We start from the raw sequence: 20,878 nt of genomic DNA, 5'->3' as shown, positions 1-20,878 counted from the left end.
CTTTGGCTTCGTTTTATTGAGCTTTCCAAGGGTTGCGATAATCAACATTGAGTCTGTCGAGTAATGGCAGATGTCCCTTTAGGCGAGATAGGTAATCTAGCCAGTTTCGGTTGTGTTTATGTGTCCAACATCCTTCAGCTAAAGCGCTAATTCTTGGAAATACCATGTAATCCATGCGCTTTTGATTGGTAACGATCTCACACCATAAAGCACACTGAATTCCGCGGATCCGCTTACGAATTGGATCGGTGTCGGATATCTCAGCGAGGGCTTCGTAGGTATAAGCTTGTTCTAAGGGGATAACGGCAGCCCAATCTACGCCCGGCTCTTCCGGTGCATAATCTTGGGTCATGTCGAGATAGGTAAACTGTGCTGGTTGCAGCACCACATCGAAGCCTTGGCGAGCACAATTGATAGCGGCTTCTTCACTGAGCCATGAATAGATGATGGTCTCTTTGCTCACCTTGTCGCCGTGCTGTGCTTCTTCCCAGCCCACCATGCGCTTGCCGAGTTGCTTGAGTTTGTTTTCGGCATAGCGGAATAGGTGACCTTGTAGATCTTTGCTGTCTTGGTACTGGTGCTCTTTCATCAGTGCTTGAGCGGCAGGGCTGTTGGTCCACACACCGGGTGGTACTTCGTCTGCGCCCATGTGGATCAATTCGCTAGGGAAAAGCTCTGCGACTTCTTCAATAACCGCATCTAAGAATTGGTAAGTGCCTGACAAACCTGGATTTAACACGTTGTCGTTGTAGTGCTGAATACTCTTGTATTGTGTGGTGTCTGCTTGCTCAACTAGCATGTCTGGTAGTGATTTGATCGCGGCGCGGCAGTGGCCTGGGATGTCAATCTCAGGGATAACCGTGATGCTACGCTGCTCTGCGTATTCAATGACTTCACGAACCTGTTGTTGCGTGTAGAAACCGCCATAGTTATCCGCAATGTGGGTGTATTGCGGTTCTAATGCATGATCAGGACCACGCCAAGCGCCGATTTCAGTCAGCTGAGGCAGGCTCTTAATCTCAATTCTCCAACCTTCATCATCGGTTAGGTGCCAATGAAAAACGTTGAATTTGTAGTGCGCTAGTTGATTGATTAAGCGCTTCACTTGCTCTACTGAATGGAAGTGACGCGCGCAATCCAACATCATGCCTCGGTACTTAAAGCGAGGGTGATCGGCGATTTTGCAGCATGGAATAGAAAAATTTTCGGCATTCAGTTGTTGAATCAATTGAATCAGACTTGCCACGGCGTGTGTAAACCCAGACTGGCTACCTGATTCAACCATTATTTGTTGTTCAGTAATGCGGAGTTTGTATTCTGCTTCGTCTAATGTTGGATTGCTGCGAAATAGAATGTCGCAACTCTCGTCTTTTGAAAGCGCGTTCGAAAGAGGCAACTCAAAGGTCGATAGCAATTCTTGCTGGAACCAAGAGACTGCCTTATCTGCAAGGTGAGATTGAACCTCAATCTTACATTCACTATTTAACGCGAAGCTACCTTGCTTAAGTTCGATCTGGTTCGGCTGCGGAATCAATGCAATTTCAGCTGCATTCACTTCAGGTATCTGATTGCGTTCACGGTATGGTGACGCCAGAACTATCGGTGATATCGCGACAGGCAGTACCGATGTTTCTCCATCATGATGTGATTGGATAAAGGCATCATTAAGGCCATCAGAATAGAAGCGGAATGGGGCGCTTTGAATACTGAATTCAAGGTAGTAATGGTTATTGGCCTTTAACACGGGCGAACTTGGTTTGAACGAGCAATAGCTTCCAACTTGAGTCAGTTCACCTTGCGATAGACTCTCAGGAAGGATGAATCGGTCAAATGCAAAATGCAGAGACCAACCTTTTACGTCGAGGTCACTTAAGTTGTGTACCGTAAGGCCAAATCGGCAGTTATTTTTTTGTTCAGAAAGAACAGCTAAGTCGATGCGATAATTCATATAACTTCCCTGCTAAGCCTGTTGATACAAGTTGTGTTGTGGTTTTCCGGCAAACATCAATGCGCCTTCAATAGCGTCGAATTGAGGTTTTACGATCCATTGTTGTACTGGTGGTGATAGCCAGTTGAGAATACGCTCAGCGATACTTCCCATTAAGCACACCTTGTCAGCGCCTTTTCGATGCAGTGCTAAGACAAACATTTCGATATCAGCAGCGGTTTGCTTGAGCATATCGATAGCCAGCTCGTCACCTTCGTTAGCCAGTTGAAAAATCACTGGCGAGAATTGACCGTAGTCTTTTGGTATTGCGCCTTTTGACCATTCGACGATGGCATCCACATCATTATCAAAGTGATTCATAACGTGCTGAGTCAGCGGAGTTTTGCTGCGAATACCGTCTTCTGCAAGCAAGACTTGTTGAATCAAACGTAAGCCCATAACTGCGCCTCCGCCTTGATCTGATATCGGGAATTCACGACCGCCAACCACATGTTGCTCGCCGTCTTTTAGGTAGATACCGCAAGAACCCGTACCACCAATCATGATTGCGCCGTTTTGGCCATTGTGAGCACCAATGCAAGCGCCATAAGCGTCGGTATTTAGTGTCATGCTTGCGAAAGGGTGTGGTTGAGCCATGAAGTCGAACCATGCTGATTTTTGCTCAGCGCCAGCCAGTGCAAGGCCGACATGCATATTGGAAAAATGATTGGAGTCGAGTTGCCCTTGCTGCGCCGCTTGAGTAATGGCATCAATAATTGAGCTCATCGCAACATCAACACCCAAAAGGATGTTGGCACTGCCACTTTTTGCTTCACCAATGAGTTTGCCTTGGTCATCGCGAATACGAGCACGACAAGAAGTGCCGCCACCATCAATACCTACGTAGTAAAGCGTCATGATTATTGCTCCTTACGCTGAGCTAGGAAGTTGAATTGCGCAGCTGTTGCCAATAGGAACCAAGCACCGTGAGGGATCCATTGTTCGCCCCAGCGCCAGTTTTGGAGCATGTCATCTTTTTGCGCTGGTGGATTGAACGCAATGTCTTGGTCATCTTCAAAGCCAGCGGTGATGCCGTTACAAATACCGCCTTTCGCATTGAAAAAACCAAGCTGCGGTAGGTAGTCAGGGTTGTTATGGCCATGACCATCGAGCATGCACATGTGATATGGGTTGAGACCTAAGATCCAATCTAGGCTGTTTTGTGAAAGCTGGATTAAGCGCTTTTGAAGACCGGCATCTTGAATGTGTGGTTGAACTAAGTACGCCATGGTCGCAATTGAGCCAAGACGCGCGTTTTCACCTTGCCACCAGTAGCCAGTTTCGTTTTGTTGAGCGACGAAGAAGGCATCGTGCTTATCACCATCAACATTTTTAACGTACTGTCTTGGGTAGCCAAATGGGTTGATGACTTTGTCGGTAATATTGATTTCGAACTGACAAGCTTGCTCAACAACCACACGTGCTTGTTCTTGCAACTCAGTGTCAGTTTCATTATCGATGTACTCGCATAGAGCAATTACAGGAAGGCCAGCTTCAGCTGCATGGAAATAGGGGCGAGAGCCATCAGCATTAGCTGACCAAAAGTGCTCAAATGAATCATCAGATTGCTGACGTGCGATCAAGCGGCTCGCCCAAGCTCTTGCTTCTGATAGGTATTGCTCGTCCTCTGTTACTCGGTACAGTTCATTGGCAGCGAGTAGGGCACAATATTCATCGATGATGTTTTCTTCGCCATCGTTTAGGTACTGCAGGTTATGTTCTTTTAGGTGCCAATAACCGCTAACGGCAGCTTCAAGATAAGTTTGGCTCGAGTAACTGCCCGAGGTTTCAAGTTCAGATGCAGCAGCTAATGCGGCGATAGCAACGCCCGCACCTTGTCGGTAGCCCGCTTGCAAGTCCGTTGATTTGTTACCTTCTTGAGTGGCGTATGCGCAGATGTCACGTTGATTGATGTCTTTACTCCACTTGTCGAATACCGTCATGTAAAAGTATCCGTCAGCGTCTTGCATACGCACTAAGAAATCGGCACCGAATAGGGCTTCTTCCACTAAACGAGTCATAGAGAATTTAGGAAAGTCTGGGTTATTGCTAGTCAAGCGCACGCTTTTGAGCATGTTCCAAACAACCATCGGAATTTGTTGTGGGTTGAGATAATTGCCATAAGATAGGTGGCTAAAGTACTTACTTACATCACCCGATGCGTCGTACCAACCACCATGCACATCAACGTATCTGTCGGTGCCGAGAATTTGTGCTTGTCGATCTTTCTTGTCAAAAGTGCCACCACAACGTTGAGACTTGAAGTAATGAAGCACATCAGAAAATGTGTTGTTCATTAGTAGGTTGTTGCCAATCTCAAACACTTCTGAACGCAGGTTATCAAAGCGTAGGTAGTAGCGACCGGATTCGGTAAATGAACTGAAATCGATTGTGAAGAATTGTCCTTGATGCCAGTTTGCTACGCGGCCTTGTTTTACAATATCAAAGTTGCCCACAGTAATATGGTTGTCGGCACACACCAAAAGTGCAGTTGTACTCGATAAACGAGCCTTTTTAGTTTGTAATATCGCCTGCTTGGGAGCCGAAGATTCGTAGCCAATATGGTTGGTCAATAACAGCATCAATGTTCTCCAAAGGTCCTAGTTTCTTTTGGCTAGGTACTTGAATTGGTTTGGATATGAATAGTTAGGGTCCGCAGACCCTAACTCAGTCTTAATGTTTAGCTTTCGTGTAGGTAACAACGCACAAAGTGGTTATCGGCTAATTGGGTCACACCCGGTAGTTGCTCTTTACACTTGTCCATTGCGTGAGTACAACGGCCTGCAAAAGGGCAGCCTGCGGATACTGGAGTCCAAAGTGGAATTTCACCTTTGTTACCTGCCAATTGTTCGTGTATCGATTTCTTAGGATCTGGAACAGCAGAAACCAGTAGTTGAGTGTATGGGTGTTGAGGGTTAGCAATAACGTCATCGGTATCGCCCCATTCCACCATATGGCCTACGTACATCACTGAAAGGTCTTCTGCAATATAACGAGCAGTTGCGATGTCGTGAGTGATGTAAAGCAGAGACATTTGCTTCTCAAACTTCATCTCTTCCATTAGGTTCAAAACACCAGCTCGAATTGACACGTCTAGCATTGAAGTTGGCTCATCCGCTAGAACAACCTCAGCACCAACCGCGATGTTACGGGCTAGGTTGACACGTTGACGCTGACCACCAGAGAGTTGGTGAGGGTACTTCTCTGCCGTTGCTTGTGGTGGTACTAAGCCCACTTGCTCTAGAAGATCGTACACACGTTCCTGTAACTCTTTCTTGTTGCCCGGAGATACTTTTTTGTGGATCAACAATGGTCGAGCAATGTGATGGAAGATGTTATGTGTTGGGTTCAGGGAACCAAACGGGTCTTGCCATACCATCTGCACGCCTTCACGGTACTGCATAAGATCGTTTCTGCTTGAGATCTCTTGAATATCACGACCTTTGTATTCGATCGTACCGCCCGAAGGCGCGTACATTTTTGCGATCATTTTTGCTGTTGTTGATTTGCCTGAACCAGACTCGCCAACTACAGCTAGACCGCGGCTTTTGTACATCTTGAATGACACGTCGTTAATTGCACGCATCATTGGGGTTTGAATTGTGGTACTGCTTATTGGGAAGTCTTTTACGACATTCTTGCCTTCTACCAATAATTGACCGAAATCTTTGCTCATAATTGTCTCCAGAATCCTTATTCGCTTTGCTTGTTTTTAGGCGGTCGATCCGCCTGTTTAGTTATTCACGCCAAAAAGCGTGCAAGCTATAGCTTCCTTTGTACTATTGGGTCACCGTACAGGTGGCAGTTAGACAAATGTCCCGGGTCGATAGAACGCAGCTTGGTTGGTACCTTGGTACACGTTTCATGTACACGGTCACAACGAGCTTGGAAACGACACCCTTCAGGAATCTCTAACAAGTTCAGAGGGTTGCCAGGAATACCCGCTAGTTTTGTCTTTGGCCCTGTTAGTGGAGGGAAAGAACTTCCCAGCCCTTTGGTGTAAGGGTGGTAAGGGTTTTCTAGAATATCTTGAGCATTGGCAACCTCGATAAGTTCACCTGAGTACATGATGCCGATACGGTCAGAGAACTCGACCATCAATGACAAGTCATGGGTGATGAACAGAATCGAGAAGCCAAACTCTTCTTTTAGTGCATAGATCTTTTGTAGGATTTCGCGTTGAACAACCACATCAAGTGCGGTCGTTGGCTCATCCATAATGATCAGCTTTGGATTCAATGCTAGAGCGATAGCAATAACCAAACGTTGACGCATACCACCAGAGAATTGGTGAGGGTAGTCACTCAATCGGCTTGGGTGAATATCGACGATCTCAAGTAGACCTTCAGCGCGTTTTTTTGCTTGCTCACGAGTCATGTTGGTGTGACGCATGATTACGTCACAGAACTGCTCTTCCATTGGTAATACAGGGTTGAGAGCGTTCATCGCACTCTGGAATACCATCGACATCTCGCTCCAACGGAACGCTTGCATACGGTCATCACTGTATTCAAGGATGTTCTCACCATTGAAGATAACCTCACCACCACTGATGTAAGCGGGCGGCTTATGCAGACGCATAAGAGAGAAAGCAACAGTTGATTTACCACAGCCAGATTCACCAGCTAGGCCGAATACTTCACCTGGAGCAATGTCGAAACTTACGTTGTTACACGCACGAACATCGCCAGACTCTGTGATGTAATCCACGCATAAGTTGCGGATAGAAATTAGTGGTTCAGACATGATTATTTATCTCCGCTCCAAAGTGCATTTTGTGGTGGTAGTTCTGGTTCACGTTCTTCTTTGTCTTGAGCTGCTAGTTTCTTCCAACGCTTCATGCCTTTGTGAGAACGCAGTTGCGGGTTAGCAATTTCATCGACAGCGAAGTTAAGTAGAGCAAGACCAGTTACAAGTAGTGTCAATGCGATACAAGGAGCCAATAGTTCCCACCAAGCGCCAATCAGCATTGATGAAGAGGTTTGAACGTTGTAAAGCATGATGCCCCAGCTGATTGTGTTCGGGTCACCAAGACCTAGGAACGAAATCGTTGCTTCCATCATGATTGCGTACATCACCGAACCGATAAAGCTCGCGCCAACAATAGAGATAAGGTTTGGAAGAATCTCTACGAAGATAATACGGAATGAAGATTCACCCAGAACTTCAGCGGCTTTTACAAACTCTTTTTCACGCAGTGCTAAGGTCTGGGAACGAACAACACGCGCGCCCCAAGCCCAGGACATAAAGCCGATAACCAAGGTTATGGTGAGTGGCCCTGCCTCACCGATAAAGGCTGCAACTACGAACAGTAATGGGTATTGAGGAATAACCAGCATGATGTTCATTGCGGCGGTTAGAACGTCATCGACACGTCCACCGAAGTAGCCTGCAGAAACACCGATAACCGTTGCGAGTAGACATACGGTAAGACCCGCACCAAAACCTACAGCAAGAGATACGCGTGCGCCGTATACCACTTGAGACCAAACGTCACGACCCATACGAGTTGTGCCCAGTACATGGTCTGCCTTCTTAGACATTATCAATGTACGACGATCGTCTGCTAGGTTTTGAGCAACCCAGCCATCAGGGTTAGTTTGTGCAGACTTAACCACGAAGCCAGGGTATTCGTGTGGATTACCTGTACGCTTGTCTGGCACATGTTTTGTGATCAATGGAGCCGCAATAGCACCAAGAATAAAAATGCTTAGGATGATGACGCCAGTTAGAGCCATCGGATTACGCCAAATGAGTTTTAGAATATCTTTCATGATTATTTACCACCCTTACGAAGACGAGGGTCAAGAACAACGTAAAGCATGTCTGCAACTAGATTAAAGAACAGCATGAATAGCGTCATGATAAGCAGTTGGCCTTGCAGTACTTGGTAATCACGAGCGTTAATTGCGTTGAAAAGTACGCTACCAAGACCCGGGTAGTTAAAGATGATTTCGATAATTAACTGACCGCCGATCGCCATACCTAGAGACATCGAAAGCGCCGTCACACTTGGCAGCATCGCGTTACGAGCTGCATAGTTGAATACCACTCGGTTTTCACTCAGGCCTTTACCTTTCGCCATCGTGATGTAGTCTTCTGCTAGTAGGTTGATCATGTTGTTACGCATGTTTACTAGGAAGCCACCAATTTGAACAACAGAAGCACAAAACAGCGGTAAGAAGGCGTGGTAAGCGACATCTTTAATGAATGCCCAGCTTGTCCAATCTGGTACTGTACCTGCGGTGTAGGCATAACCTGTTGGGAACCACTTTAAGCCGATTGCGAAAGTAAACAGTGCAATCATCGCAATAACAACTTGAGGAACGGCTTGCAGAATTAGCATCCCAGGTGTTACGAAGGCATCGTATTTGCTGCCGCGTTTCCACGCTGCGAAAATACCTAGGATTGAACCAATCGAGAAAGAAAGAATAACTGCGGTGCCAGCTAAGAAAAGCGACCAACCGAATGCTCCACCCAACAGTGTGTTTACAGAAAGTGGGTAGAATTGAATTGATGTACCAAGTTCCCAGCTAAGAATGTTCTTCATGTACGCTGCGTATTGAACCAGTAAGCCACCATCAACGAAGCCTAATAGCTCTTTCATTGCAGCAATACGCTCTGGAGTAACTTGTACTGAAGCGTTCGCAAACATCATGGTAACTGGGTCACCAGGCATTGCTCTTGGAATAATAAAGTTTAACGTCGCAGCAACTAATAGCGCGACAAAATAAAATGACAAACGTCTTAAAAAATAACCCATAACTCACACCTTACTCACCCAGATTGTTTCCCTGTTTCTGGATTCAGGTCGCTCCTAGCGAAATTTGGAACGAAAAATCCCCTGACGACTAGCGCCATACTTTCAATTGAGAGTGTGGGGATTTTTATAAGCGGCGTAAGAAGTTACGCCGCAAAGATTGAACGATTACTTATTTAACTGGTTTTAGGTCCAGTACATGAAGTAGACGCTCTGGAATACCAGCCCAAATGTTTGGACGGCCTTTTGGATTTTCTTCGTTCCACCAACCAGTGAAGCGAGTTGTGTTGTATTGGTACATGTAAGCACCAGACATCACAGGGATTGTCACTTGGTCTGCAGCGATGATTTGCTGAATACCGTGTGCAATATCTAGCTGTTCGTTCTTATCAGCTGTTTTGTAGAAGCTGTTTAGAAGACCATCTAGTTTCTCGTTTTTGTAGAAGTGCATAGCGAAACGAGGCATACCCTCACCAGATTGTAGTGATGAGTTATAAGCACTGTTCCAGTACGTGTATGGATCCGCACCGTGGAAGTAGTTTGTGTATGCTACGTCGTATGTACCTTCAAGCATTGCTTGGTTGTACACAGAGAAATCTGGCGTACGGGCTTTCGCTTTAATACCGATTTCGTTTAGCTGTTCTACCGCTAGTTGAACTGTGTTGTTGAAATCAGTCCAGCCGTTTGGCGATTGGATCATTAGTTCGAAAGACTTACCTGATGGAGTGTCAACAAAACCATCTTTGTTTACATCTTTGAAGCCAGCGTCAGCAAGAAGCTTTTTCGCACCTTCAGCGTTGTAAGTGTTGAAGCCTTTGTACTTGTTGTGAGTCTTTTCATCAGACCAAGCTTCGAATGCGTAACCAAGACCCGATGCGAAATCGTTCACAGTACCGCCGCCGTAGAATGCGATGTCGATGATAGTTTGACGGTCAAGAGCCATAGAGAAAGCACGACGGAAATCAACGTTGTTTAATGCTTCATGCTTCGCAGCATCAGGGTGCTTGAAGTTAACGATGAATGCCTGTGTACCTGATGGCGGATACCAGTAGTGGTGTTTCGGGCTTGCCGCTGCGTATGTACGGTCAATATCTGGAACGAAAGAAGACGTCCAGTCCATTTCACTGTTTACAACTTTACCTAAGAACTGGTCGTTGTTCGCAATTTGTGGAACACGTAGACAGTCAACATCTAGGTTGTCTGCATCCCAGTAGTTCGGGTTTGCACACTGGATGTATAGTTGCGCTGTAAACGTATCGATTTCTGTAAATGGACCAGAACCTACCGGGTTCTCATTGGTAAACGTTGATGGATCTTTAACGTCTTTCCAGATGTGCTTAGGTACTACAGGTACTTTAGCAATCTCATAAGGTACGTTTGAGTTTGCTTCGGTTAGGCTGAATTTAACTTGGTAGTCGTTCAGTTTCTCTACAGAAGCCACCCAAGAGTTGATACCAGATTGGTCAAGCTCTGTTTTCTCTTTTACAAGATTGAAAGAAAAAACAACATCATCAGCAGAGAAAGTTTCTCCATCAGACCATTTCACACCCTTACGAATATCAAAAACTACGCTCATCAGATCATCTGACATAGTGAAGTTTTCAGCTAGACGGAACACTGGAGTGTTACCGTGCATTTCGTTAAATACAACTAAAGGCTCGTATAGGAAGTCCCAGGTTGTATGTAAATGAGTTGCGCCTAGGTACGGGTTAAAGTTACGTACGAAGGTTGTGAACTCTTTAGGGTGAATCGTCAACTCACTGCGTTCTGCAGCTGTTGCTACTGATGCAAAACCTGCTGTAGCAGTTGCAATAATTGCTGTTGCTATTGCTGTTTTTTTTATATTGGCAAGCATAGCTGTTCCTTACTATTTGCTTTCATTTCACTAATGGATTGAATGTTATCTGTCGCTAAATGCTTTAGTAGATACACACTCTAGTTAAAGGCCTACCTCTTCTTCGTTGCTCCAGATTCATCGTTGATTCTGGGAAGTGGTAAGAGTGGCCTGTAGGCCTTTGGCAGGAGTAAGAAAACACCTTATCGATGAATTAATCAAACTCGTTTCCCGTTAAAAACGTTAAAAACATACAACCCTACGTTATTAACGTCAAAATAAGGTGGTTTGATGGTTTTTTGCACGCAATTGTTAGGGTGATGTGACTCGCAATTGAATTTGTGTTGGTAATTGAATGTTAGTGCTTACTTACTTTTTGTTCTTTTAATTATATAGCCTTGTTCTGTTTTAATGTAATTGTAGATCTTGGTCACTTGCTCGTTTTACGTTAAATTTCCCTAGAAAATTAAATCTGCCGTTCTGTTGTGACTCGCTTCTCAAACTGCAACAAATAGTCAGCTAATGGTTAAGAATGGTGAAGAAAAGGGCAAGTAACCGTAAACTTTAACAGTGCTGTTTGCGCTCAAGTAACGTGATATTTTGCTTGTTTAATGATGTGAAAAAAGTGGTTTCAAGGAGGCGTTATTGTGTCTGTTACTGAAATGCCATGCACAAAAAAGCCCACACGAGGTGGGCTTCATTATTCGAAGTATCGTGATGTTAGTTCAGGATTAACTGGTCAGTAATTTCTGTAGCTTGTCCCTGAGCATCTCAATATGTGTTCTTTCCGGTGTCTGCTCTTTACAGTGTTCGAGTATGAATTCGATAGAGCTCAATACCGTTCTCCAGCGAGGTGTTTTCGGTAGCGTTTCTACGCGTAGGTATTTGTCCAACGTTCGCGTTTGAAGCGTGCTGCGGTCTAAGTAGACGCGCCACAAGCCACTCTTCTCTGCGAAGGCAAACTTGGTTTCCCCTGTAACAGACTCCCAGTAGATGATGGCATTTGTCATGACATCGACCAGAACTTCACGCATCAACTCTTGTTTGTTTTTACCTTCACCGGTTGCTTTATCTGCAAGGCGAGTAAACTCACCGCCAAGCTCCTTCAGTTGTTGAAGTTTATCTTTGTCACCCTCAAAGGCGTAGCTTGAAAGTGCCTCAACTGCTGTTTCAAGGTTATTGACTCGGTTTGAGTTTACCCCACCACCAACATTAAAGATATACATGGTGTCGAGCCCTGAGCCTTCAGGTAGCTTAAGGATATCACTTGGTATGCGCTGACGAGTGTCGTTTATATAGATGTCAATATCACCACAGTAGTGAGCTTGTTCCACCTTAAGGTATTTAGGCGCAATGATCTCATCGGCCATCGAGCGTTTAAGCTGCTCTTGCCCGCGCCTAAATAGTTTTGCTGCAGCTTCGTTGGCAAATCGAATTCTTTGGTCATCACGAATACAGATGATGGCCTCAGGGGCTGATTCTAGCTGCTCTAGCAAGCGCCCTTGAGTTTCTAGCAGGTTTGCTTCAACCATCGCTCTGTGTTTAAGCTCCAGTTGCAATTGATCATTCTCAAGACGCCTTTGCTCAGCTTTACTTGCTGATAAGTGAGCCGTAATTCGCGCCGCCAGCTCTTGTTTGTTGAACGGTTTAGACAAGTAATCGTTGGCACCAGCTTCAAAGCCACGAACACGGTCTTCTGCTTGATTGAGAGCTGTGAGCATGATGATTGGCAACTGTGCATGATCGTATTGCTTACGCAGTGCTTCACACACCTGATAGCCACTCATACCTGGCATCATAATATCGAGAAGAAGTAACTCTGGCTTCTCTTTCTCAATCAGTTCAATGGTTTCTGGGCCGTCACATGCGGTGCGCACTCGATAACCTTCCAATTTCAAGAAACTGTCTAGCACGCGTAAGTTTACTGGTTCATCGTCGGCGATAACCAGTAACGGACCGTCTGGATCTTCACTGATAACACTATTTTCTTGTTGGCTGTTATCAATTAAATCTGGCGCTTGGAAGTGCGAATAGCTTCCTGAATCACTGTAGTTATCCAATTCTTGTTGGGTAGCTAAAGGTAATGTGAAGCTGAAGGTAGTCCCAAGCATAGGCTGGCTACTTACATACAATGAGCCACCCATTAGCTCGATCAGCTGACGACTAATGGACAACCCAAGCCCTGCACCTTGGCGATAGTTACTGGAGTCTTGTCCTGCTTGAATCAGTGGTTCAAAGATGTGTTCTAAGTATTCAGCAGGTATGCCTTGGCCTGTATCAACAACTTGTACACGAATGTTGTCGTCGATAACGCTTGCTGAGATAACAATTTTACCTTCTGATGTGTACTTGATGGCATTGCCGACCAAGTTATACATCACTTGTTCTAATCGTTGAGGATCGGACGAAACCAACCCTAAGTCACTGGGTACTTGGTTAATAATTCGAATTGGCTTATTGCCCAACAGATGATGAGATAACTCAAGCACCAAGCTGGTGGCTGCCGACAGATCAACCGCAGATTTCTTAATATCTAAGCTGCCGTAACGCATCTTGTGGTAATCAAGCAAGTCATCAACCAGCGTAGCTAATCGCTGGCCACTATTGATGATGATATCCAACTGGTACTTCTGATTGGCAGGAATAGGGCCGTTTGCGCCAGATATTAGCGCTTCAGCAATACCTACCATGCCATGTAATGGCGTTCTTAATTCGTGTGATGTTGTTGCTAAGAATTCATCTTTAAGTTTGTTAGCCAGCTGCAACTCTTCATTTTGTTTTTGAATGGTCTTAAGGTTGTCCTCAAGCTCATCATTTTGGCTCTTAATGAGTAGCATCTTTTCACGAATCGAACGCTGCATTCTTTCGAAGCTTACCGCGAGACGGCCTATCTCATCTTTTCGTTCGGTATTAATCATGGTTTCATCAAGGTCACCCGCAGAGACTTTCTCTGCTGCCCATGTGAGCTTGAGTAACGGTGATGTGATGAAGTTAGACAGATAATGGGATGCGACAAATACAAGAATAATCGCCGTCAACATCACGATCACAAAGATCTTTTCTAACTGATGAATACGGGCAAACGCTTCTTTCTCTGGAAGCTCGACAACCAGTGCCCAAGTCGCATATTTGAGCTCTATTGGAGTATATGCAGCGATGATCGCTTGATCCTGAGCGTTGTCGAAGGTGCCAACGGCCGTTTCTCCTGCCAGAGCTTTATCAACAACATCTAAACTCAGATTAATCGACTCTTGCGAATGGGCAAGGCTACGTGGCAGATGATCATCGCCGACAAGCAAGGTTTGAATATTCGAACTCTTGTTGAGATCGGCAATAAGCTTAGTAATACCATTGATGGGCAGTCTAAACATGGCGTAACTGTGTAGGTAGCCCTGTTGAACGATAGGTGCGCCTAACCATGCGGTCTGTTTACCATTTTCGTCTTTAAAATCAGAAACGATAACCGGCGTGTAGTCTTCGTTGGATTTGCGTTTGTCTTTTACGTCCTTTTCCAGGCGTTGAAAGGTTTTGCCAAGGTTTGCATCTTTGTACTTACCTGTCAGCAAGTTGGTGCCGTAGTCATCGCGCTTAAAAACTGAATAAGCGATGTTACCGTTAATGTCGACCAATAAAATGTCGTCAAAATCTGAACGCTTAAGCAGCTCTAAATAAGAGTTGTGGTAGCGTTTGTGAAGTAGACGATAGCGCTCGCTGCCTATGTAGCTGCTGGATTCAGGAAGAATCGATGTTTTGATTTGATCGCCAGAGCCTTGAATATAGCGCTGCTGCGCATTAGCGCGTGCTTCGTCAATGTCTAACCCTAGGCGTTGGAAGGCATTGATCAAACCATAGAATCGCCCGCCACTGGCATTAGCAAGCTCTGAGCGCACAAAACCCATCACTTGGGATTCTTGAGCTTGTAGGTAATCGACAATTTGTTGCTGTTTAGTATCACGGACGGAAACAAGGTGCGAAGTACTTTGTTCCTGAAGATCCTGACTGTGCGATTGGAGGAAAAATATCGCGATGAGTGTTACTGGGGTAATACTAAGGACAAGAAATGCCAGCATTAGGGTATTTTGAAGGCGCTTAAACTTCTGCTTACGATAGAATCTAAACATAAATTGGGTACTACTTTCCTTTGATGTACTGCTTGAAAGGGATGAAAACAAGTACAGAGAATAGAATTAACGGGTTCCAATTTAACGAAATTAACGAGTTTTTTTACTTTGACAAGTAAGTGGTATTTAAAGCGTGTGCAAAAGCTCATTTTTATGGGCTTTTGATAGAAATATAAACAGACAGCGCAGATATTGACCCTGCGCTGTGTTAGGTAGGCTATTTGCTTGCGTGATAGATCGCGAATTTGGTGGTCTTATTTAGAGTCGCGCATTTTCCAAAAGCTTGCTCAATAATTGGAATGTATTTTAAAAAACTGTTCGCAACAATAATCATCTCACCAGAACGCTTCATGTGGTTAGGAGCCTGAGCAAGTAAGGTTTCAGTCGCACTGTAGCTTGTATCCAAACCAGAATGGAATGGTGGGTTACTGATGATGAATTGGTAATCTTTTGATGTGTCAGAGTAGACATCTGAGGCGAAGACATTACCTGTTAAACCATTCGCTTCTAGCGTTGCTTGGCTAGACGCCACGGCAAATGCACTGATGTCGCACATTTCCAGTTCGATATCAGGGTGACGAGATGCCATTACCGCGCCCAATACGCCTGCACCACAACCGAAATCCAGTACTTTACCTTTTAGTTTTGGCAGGGTATCCAACAGAAGTTGGCTACCAACATCGAATTGACCGTGGCTAAACACGCCTGGAAGGCTTTTTACAGTCAGTGATTGCTCACCAATGTTAACCGTGTAGGTTTTAAACCAGTCTTGTAGGTTGAAGGCTGGTGGCTGCTCGAAGCATTGACCCCAGTAGAAAGAACAACGACGCGCTGAATCGTATTTCACGACTTTGCCGTAAGGCGCGAACATCTTCTCGATACTTTTAACACCAGAACGATTTTCGCCAACTACGACAATCTCGGTATCTTTACCTAGCTTGGCAAATAACATCGCCAACAGAAATTCCGCTTCCGCTTTGGCTTTTGGCCAGTACAGCATCACTAAGTCAGCTTCGGTCTCTTCGTTAAACTCCGCACCATAAAAACGCTGGATGGTGTTGCAGCCTTCTAATTGACGGTAGTAGCTGTAATTAGAAGTAAACACGGTGACTGATTCACAATGTTTCGCTAATTCAACAGGGAATAAGTCTTCAGCCTCACCGGCAACTAAAACATGTTTGCCTTCAAAGTAGGCAAGTTGGCGCTCAGCAATTTGGCTTGGGGCAATATAAGCTGACATAGGACACTCTATTGAATCGTTAGCAAAAAATGAGGGCGGATTTTCGCATAATCCGCCCAAAGCTTGAAGTGTTTAATACGGGTTCGGCAACCAAGTTGCTGAACAGTTGATCAACTATTGTCTTGCTGGTTTAAAAAGTCTTTAAACTCTTCATCGTAAATATTGAAAAGAACGATAGTAATAGCAAAGATCAGTGGGCCGTAGATAAGACCAATTAGGCCAAAAAGTTGAATACCACCCAACAGTGAGAAGAAGATCATTAGCGTATTCATGCCTGCACTGCCTTGCATCAGCAGCGGGCGCAGTAGGTTGTCAATTGAGCCAACAATCGCGACACAGTAAACCGTCAGGAAAATTGCCCACGTGGTATCGCCTGTTAGGAATAAGTAGGTTGCGGCTGGGATCCAGATTAGAGCAGTACCGACCACTGGGATGAAAGAGGCAAAGCCCATCATGGTGCCCCAGAACAACCCAGGGAAACCTGCAATCCACATACCTAAACCGCCTGCAATACCTTGTGCAATCGCCGTTAAGAATGACCCCATCACTGCAGACTTAGAAACTTGCTCAATCTCAGTGAGGAGCTTGTCTTCTTGGCTACGAGATAGCGGAAGAATATGACGAACCACACTGATGATTTTGTCGTGATCTCTTAATAAAAAGAACAGAACAAACAGCATCAAGAAGAAATCCATTAAGAAGTTGGTCGCATCACCAAGGATTTTCGCACTGATACCAACCAGTTTAGAACCAAAACTTGTCGCGAATTCTCCGACTTTCTGTGCGATGGCTTGGGGCTCAATGTTGTCGAAAGGCAGGTAGTTATTCACAAACGACAGCGCTTTGACCACAAGTGGGTGTGCAAACAGAGTCTGAATACCGCCGTGTGTCACCCATTGGTAGGTGTTCTGAGAGAACAGGGAGCCTTGCTGCACGATGGCTGCAAATACTGCCAATAAAGGGATAACAATAATGAAAGTCAGGATCACACAAGAAAGTAGAGAGACTACGTTCTCTTTATTCGGTATCTTCTTTTCAAGCCATTCGTGAATTGGAAACATCAGCAACGAGATGATGAATGCCATTACTATGGAATTTACATAAGGCTCGATAAGCAAGTAACAAGCATAAGCCGCCGCAAGCAGGGCAACGATGATCACCCAGTGGCTGGTATTGATTTTGAGTTTTTCTGACACGTTAATGGTCTCTATATTTGCGTTCTGAGTTTATAATGGCTGCAAAACAGAGAGTTAGCAATGAGGAGTTTTGATAATGGGGTGCTGTAATAAAGATAAGAAATGCCAAGACGAAGAACAGCAAATAAAAAAAGAGATCCCTTGGTTCAGAATGTTCCTAGGTACGCTGATGCTGTTGGTTTTCCTTTTCTGGGAACGTTAGACGTTTTTCGTTAGGTTTTCGAATAAATTGACGGGTAATCTAGCGGAAGTGTTCGAGGCTGATTAACTTAGCACATTAAAAAGGGCTGCGTTAATGCAGCCCCAAATTCAATCGGTTAGCGACTAATAAAGTGCTTTCGATTATTTGCTTTCAGCAGCAATGATCGCAAGAGAGCGGTCAGCAGCTTCTAGTGTTGCATCCAGTTCTTTTGAACCATGAGCAAGAGAAGTAAAGCTTGCTTCGAATGCTGAAGGTGCAAGGTAAACACCGTGATCTAACATTAAATGGAAGAAGCGCTTGAAGCGTTCTACATCACACTTAGTTACATCTTCGTAGCACGTTACCGTTTCTTGGTCTGTGAAGAAGAAACCAAACATACCACCAACTTGGTGAACTAGCATAGGGATACCATGCTTGTCAGCAAGTTGCTTGAAGCCATTTGCCAACTGCTTAGTTTTAGACGCTAGACGCTTTTCGTTGCCTTCTTCTCTCAGAAGATTCAAGCATGCGTAGCCAGCAGCCATTGCAACAGGGTTACCAGAAAGCGTACCTGCTTGGTAAACAGGCCCCGTTGGTGCGATGTATTGCATCACGTCTTTACGACCACCAAAAGCACCCACAGGCATGCCGCCGCCGATCACTTTACCAAGACACGTTAAGTCTGGCTTGATGTTGTAGTAAGCCTGAGCACAACCTTCAGCAACGCGGAAACCTGTCATTACTTCATCAAAGATTAGCAACGCACCTTCTTGGTCGCAGATTTCACGTAGACCTTCGTGGAAGCCTTCTACTGGTGGGATACAGTTCATGTTGCCCGCTACAGGCTCAACGATGATACACGCGATCTCACCTTTGTTTGCTGCGAAGATTTCACGCACTGAATCTAGATTATTGAAGGTTGCAGTTAGCGTTAGTTTCGCAAAATCAGCCGGTACGCCAGGTGAGCTTGGTTGACCTAAAGTCAGCGCGCCAGAACCTGCTTTTACCAGCAGGCTGTCTGCGTGGCCGTGGTAGCAGCCTTCAAACTTAAGAATTTTGTCACGACCAGTGAAGCCACGAGCAAGACGAATCGCGCTCATTGTTGCTTCTGTACCTGAACTCACCATGCGTAGCTGTTCCATTGAAGGAACCATCTCTGAGACAAGTTCAGCCATTTTAATTTCAGTCTCGGTTGGAGCTCCAAAGCTAAGGCCGCGTTGAGCTGCTGCAATGACAGCGTCGCGAATAACAACGTGGTTGTGACCAAGGATCATTGGACCCCAAGAGCCAACGTAGTCGATATACGCTTTACCATCAGCATCAAAAATAAGTGGGCCGTCAGCGCGTTCAACGAAGATTGGAGAACCACCTACGCCATTGAATGCACGAACTGGAGAGTTTACGCCACCAGGAATAGTTTGCTGTGCTTTTTCGTATAGCTCTGCTGATTTGGTCATTGATATATCCTCTTTTGACTGTCGGACCAATTGGCACGCATTGTACCTATCCACAATCCAAGTAGGAATGCTTTCACCCAGATAATCACCCGAATCTGGTTGTTTTGTGTGGTTACACGTTTAAATGGTTAGATATTGGCGAGTTTACAGCACTAAAAGGAACGATCCGGTGGTGAATACTTGAACGTTTCAGTCAGGTATTAGATAATCACCAGAATATAAGAAAATACTCAACAACTATGGTCTCGAATTAGATTTGTATCATGTTGTTTTTGACACAGGTAAGAGAGGTTGTCGTGAGCGAAGTAAATATCCCATTGTCTTTTTCTGATGCAGCAGCTACCCGCGTACAAACGCTAATTGCTGAAGAAGAAAACCCAGAGCTAAAACTGCGTGTATACATTACAGGCGGCGGTTGTAGTGGCTTCCAATACGGCTTCACATTTGATGAAAAAGTAAATGATGGCGACACTACCATTGTAAACAGCGGTGTGACGCTGGTTGTTGACCCAATGAGCCTACAGTACTTAATGGGCGGCATGGTTGATTACACTGAGGGCCTAGAAGGCGCGCGTTTCTTTGTGAACAACCCGAACGCGACAACAACATGTGGTTGTGGCGCTTCATTTAGCGTTTAACCTGCATTGAAAGGTAGTTTGAACGGAAAGCTACATTAGAAAAATTTTAAATGCCGAGCGAATGCTCGGTGTTTTTGTTTGTAAAAAATACACCACACAAAACAGACAGTAAGTCGACTTATTCTAGGCATGTACGCCAAGGTTATTTTAGGTGGTTATATTTAAGTTCTACTTTATTCATTCGGTTTATAGTAGACGCCATGTTTTTTAAACTGTCGATAGCGTCCAACTTCGTTGGGTGTGGGTCTGTTAAGGTTACCTCTGTGCATCAGGATGTTGCATATGACGGTGTTAAGCTAATTAGCGCGCCTGAATCACATCGGACAAAAGGATTTGCTATGCTCACTCTATTTTCTAACTCTCCATTTTTTCAGAAACTGAAGCAACCGTGGTTGGTTTCTCTGGTTCTCGTTGTGCTGTTGTCGATTTGGCTTGGTTTAGGAGTGGGGCAAGCGGAAGAGTCGCCAGCAAAAAAAATGACAGAAATTCCGTTGGCTAAGGTTTCCTTTCAAACATTCACTTCATCCCCCACCTTTAAAACCATAGATCTTTATGGTCGCACAGCACCCGATAGGCATGCTCGATTGGGGGCGGAAGTCGCGGGCAAGATTGTTAGGTTGAACGTTGTGAAAGGCGATACCGTTAAAGTTGGGCAGGCCATTGCCCAGATAGATAAAGGTGACTTAGAGATTCAGCTAGAGCGAGCTTCGGCTTTATATCGTTTGAAGCAGAAAGAATTTAAGGCGGCGCAGTCGCTGAAAAAAAGAGGGCTGCAAGGCGAGATAGCCTACACCACAGCTGAGGCTTCGTTAACTGAAGCGAAGGCTATGAAGCGTAATGCGGAACTGGCTCTAAAAAATACAGTCATCACATCGCCTTTCTCCGGTGTGGTTCAAGACTTGATGGTTGAGCTTGGAGATTTCGTAGGCGTCGGCGATCCGGTTGCTGGTGTGATTGATCTTGACCCTCTGGTCATCGAAGCCGATGTCAGTGAACGTCATATCCAGCATTTGTTAGTCAATCAACCTGCCTTGGTTCGTCTGTTAGGGCGAGAAGAAGCGGAAGGTCGTCTGCGCTATGTTTCTCGAATCTCTTCTGCTTCTACTAATACCTTCCCAATAGAGATTGAAATCGATAACTCCAAAGGCTTATTACCAGCAGGTGTCAGTGCTGAAGTAACACTCAACCTAGAAACAAGTGATGCTATCAAGATAACACCTGCGATGCTGGCACTGGATGAGGCCGGAAATCTTGGGGTCAAAACTTTGGTTTCAGTCGATGACTCACCAACCGTGAAATTTATAGGTATTCAGCTAGTAAAGGCAGAACAAGATGGAGTTTGGCTCACAGGATTAGGTCAGCGAGTTGATATCATCACAGTAGGCCAAGGGTTTGTGCGTGATGGTGATTCTGTGATTGCTGTTGAGCAAGGTGCTGAACTCTCTAACGTAACAACTGAGTAGG

The 20,878-nt window shown here is 45.1% G+C and carries 15 protein-coding genes; 3 read left to right on the top strand and 12 right to left on the bottom strand.

Translation table 11 applies throughout. The annotated features are described in order from the left end of the window. Positions 1-13 precede the first annotated feature (13 nt). The 11 genes from AB4407_RS14145 to AB4407_RS14095 all read right to left on the bottom strand — a co-directional run bounded on the left by AB4407_RS14145 (position 14) and on the right by AB4407_RS14095 (position 17,138). Complete coding sequence (locus tag AB4407_RS14145) at positions 14-1,948, bottom strand: beta-N-acetylhexosaminidase (RefSeq protein WP_372121017.1); 1,935 nt, start codon at positions 1,946-1,948, stop codon at positions 14-16. 12 nt (positions 1,949-1,960) lie between these two features. Continuing rightward, positions 1,961-2,845, bottom strand: coding sequence for a BadF/BadG/BcrA/BcrD ATPase family protein (locus AB4407_RS14140; RefSeq protein ID WP_372121016.1), 885 nt, complete (start codon positions 2,843-2,845; stop codon positions 1,961-1,963). A gap of 2 nt (positions 2,846-2,847) precedes the next feature. Beyond that, positions 2,848-4,569 carry a glycoside hydrolase family 9 protein gene (locus AB4407_RS14135; protein WP_372121015.1) on the bottom strand — a complete coding sequence of 574 codons (1,722 nt, stop codon included), beginning with the start codon at positions 4,567-4,569 and terminating at the stop codon, positions 2,848-2,850. 98 nt (positions 4,570-4,667) lie between these two features. Next, positions 4,668-5,663 (bottom strand): ABC transporter ATP-binding protein, encoded by a 996-nt coding sequence (locus AB4407_RS14130; protein WP_372121014.1) that lies wholly within the window; start codon positions 5,661-5,663, stop codon positions 4,668-4,670. A gap of 86 nt (positions 5,664-5,749) precedes the next feature. Beyond that, complete coding sequence (locus AB4407_RS14125; RefSeq protein WP_372121013.1) at positions 5,750-6,733, bottom strand: ABC transporter ATP-binding protein; 984 nt, start codon at positions 6,731-6,733, stop codon at positions 5,750-5,752. A 2-nt stretch (positions 6,734-6,735) separates the two neighbouring features. Next, complete coding sequence (locus tag AB4407_RS14120) at positions 6,736-7,761, bottom strand: ABC transporter permease (protein WP_009847563.1); 1,026 nt, start codon at positions 7,759-7,761, stop codon at positions 6,736-6,738. Between the two features lie 2 nt (positions 7,762-7,763). Continuing rightward, the gene (locus AB4407_RS14115) at positions 7,764-8,750 is read right to left on the bottom strand and encodes an ABC transporter permease (protein WP_171731579.1); all 987 of its coding nucleotides are present in this window, start codon (positions 8,748-8,750) and stop codon (positions 7,764-7,766) included. A 169-nt stretch (positions 8,751-8,919) separates the two neighbouring features. Beyond that, positions 8,920-10,602 (bottom strand): ABC transporter substrate-binding protein, encoded by a 1,683-nt coding sequence (locus tag AB4407_RS14110; protein WP_171731580.1) that lies wholly within the window; start codon positions 10,600-10,602, stop codon positions 8,920-8,922. Positions 10,603-11,312: 710 nt separating this feature from the next. Then, on the bottom strand, positions 11,313-14,702 hold the full coding sequence (locus tag AB4407_RS14105) for a response regulator (RefSeq protein WP_372121012.1): 3,390 nt from the start codon (positions 14,700-14,702) through the stop codon (positions 11,313-11,315). Between the two features lie 217 nt (positions 14,703-14,919). Next, entirely contained in the window at positions 14,920-15,942 is a 1,023-nt protein-coding gene (gene rsmC / locus AB4407_RS14100; RefSeq protein ID WP_372121011.1) for a 16S rRNA (guanine(1207)-N(2))-methyltransferase RsmC, read from the bottom strand. A gap of 110 nt (positions 15,943-16,052) precedes the next feature. Next, the gene (locus AB4407_RS14095; RefSeq protein WP_372121010.1) at positions 16,053-17,138 is read right to left on the bottom strand and encodes an AI-2E family transporter; all 1,086 of its coding nucleotides are present in this window, start codon (positions 17,136-17,138) and stop codon (positions 16,053-16,055) included. Positions 17,139-17,214: 76 nt separating this feature from the next. On the opposite strand from AB4407_RS14095, the gene AB4407_RS14090 reads away from it, so the two are divergent. Further along, positions 17,215-17,340: a hypothetical protein gene (locus tag AB4407_RS14090; RefSeq protein ID WP_009847557.1), complete on the top strand. Its 126-nt coding sequence runs from the start codon at positions 17,215-17,217 to the stop codon at positions 17,338-17,340. Between the two features lie 140 nt (positions 17,341-17,480). Here AB4407_RS14090 and hemL read toward each other — a convergent pair whose 3' ends face one another. Beyond that, the gene (gene hemL, locus AB4407_RS14085) at positions 17,481-18,776 is read right to left on the bottom strand and encodes a glutamate-1-semialdehyde 2,1-aminomutase (RefSeq protein ID WP_012604713.1); all 1,296 of its coding nucleotides are present in this window, start codon (positions 18,774-18,776) and stop codon (positions 17,481-17,483) included. A gap of 296 nt (positions 18,777-19,072) precedes the next feature. On the opposite strand from hemL, the gene erpA reads away from it, so the two are divergent. Both erpA and AB4407_RS14075 read left to right on the top strand, forming a co-directional pair. Further along, complete coding sequence (gene erpA / locus AB4407_RS14080) at positions 19,073-19,414, top strand: iron-sulfur cluster insertion protein ErpA (RefSeq protein ID WP_004734539.1); 342 nt, start codon at positions 19,073-19,075, stop codon at positions 19,412-19,414. A 338-nt stretch (positions 19,415-19,752) separates the two neighbouring features. Beyond that, positions 19,753-20,877, top strand: a complete 1,125-nt coding sequence (locus tag AB4407_RS14075; protein WP_372121009.1) for an efflux RND transporter periplasmic adaptor subunit — start codon at positions 19,753-19,755, stop codon at positions 20,875-20,877. Position 20,878: the final 1 nt, after the last annotated feature.

The sequence above is a fragment of the Vibrio sp. 10N.261.46.E11 genome (genome assembly GCF_041472735.1).
In the GTDB taxonomy this organism is placed as follows: Bacteria; Pseudomonadota; Gammaproteobacteria; order Enterobacterales; family Vibrionaceae; genus Vibrio.
The sequence above is the reverse complement of the archived record's forward strand: the minus strand, read 5'-3'. Positions and strand labels throughout refer to the sequence as shown.

Excerpts from the sequence above, each read along its gene's own strand:
- rsmC (WP_372121011.1), bottom strand. The coding sequence starts at position 15,942 with ATGTCAGCTTATATTGCCCCAAGCCAAATTGCTGAGCGCCAACTTGCC.
- AB4407_RS14090 (WP_009847557.1), top strand. The coding sequence starts at position 17,215 with ATGGGGTGCTGTAATAAAGATAAGAAATGCCAAGACGAAGAACAGCAA.
- AB4407_RS14105 (WP_372121012.1), bottom strand. The coding sequence starts at position 14,702 with ATGTTTAGATTCTATCGTAAGCAGAAGTTTAAGCGCCTTCAAAATACC.
- AB4407_RS14140 (WP_372121016.1), bottom strand. The coding sequence starts at position 2,845 with ATGACGCTTTACTACGTAGGTATTGATGGTGGCGGCACTTCTTGTCGT.
- AB4407_RS14125 (WP_372121013.1), bottom strand. The coding sequence starts at position 6,733 with ATGTCTGAACCACTAATTTCTATCCGCAACTTATGCGTGGATTACATC.
- AB4407_RS14130 (WP_372121014.1), bottom strand. The coding sequence starts at position 5,663 with ATGAGCAAAGATTTCGGTCAATTATTGGTAGAAGGCAAGAATGTCGTA.
- hemL (WP_012604713.1), bottom strand. The coding sequence starts at position 18,776 with ATGACCAAATCAGCAGAGCTATACGAAAAAGCACAGCAAACTATTCCT.
- AB4407_RS14075 (WP_372121009.1), top strand. The coding sequence starts at position 19,753 with ATGCTCACTCTATTTTCTAACTCTCCATTTTTTCAGAAACTGAAGCAA.
- AB4407_RS14135 (WP_372121015.1), bottom strand. The coding sequence starts at position 4,569 with ATGCTGTTATTGACCAACCATATTGGCTACGAATCTTCGGCTCCCAAG.
- AB4407_RS14115 (WP_171731579.1), bottom strand. The coding sequence starts at position 8,750 with ATGGGTTATTTTTTAAGACGTTTGTCATTTTATTTTGTCGCGCTATTA.
- AB4407_RS14110 (WP_171731580.1), bottom strand. The coding sequence starts at position 10,602 with ATGCTTGCCAATATAAAAAAAACAGCAATAGCAACAGCAATTATTGCA.
- AB4407_RS14120 (WP_009847563.1), bottom strand. The coding sequence starts at position 7,761 with ATGAAAGATATTCTAAAACTCATTTGGCGTAATCCGATGGCTCTAACT.
- AB4407_RS14145 (WP_372121017.1), bottom strand. The coding sequence starts at position 1,948 with ATGAATTATCGCATCGACTTAGCTGTTCTTTCTGAACAAAAAAATAAC.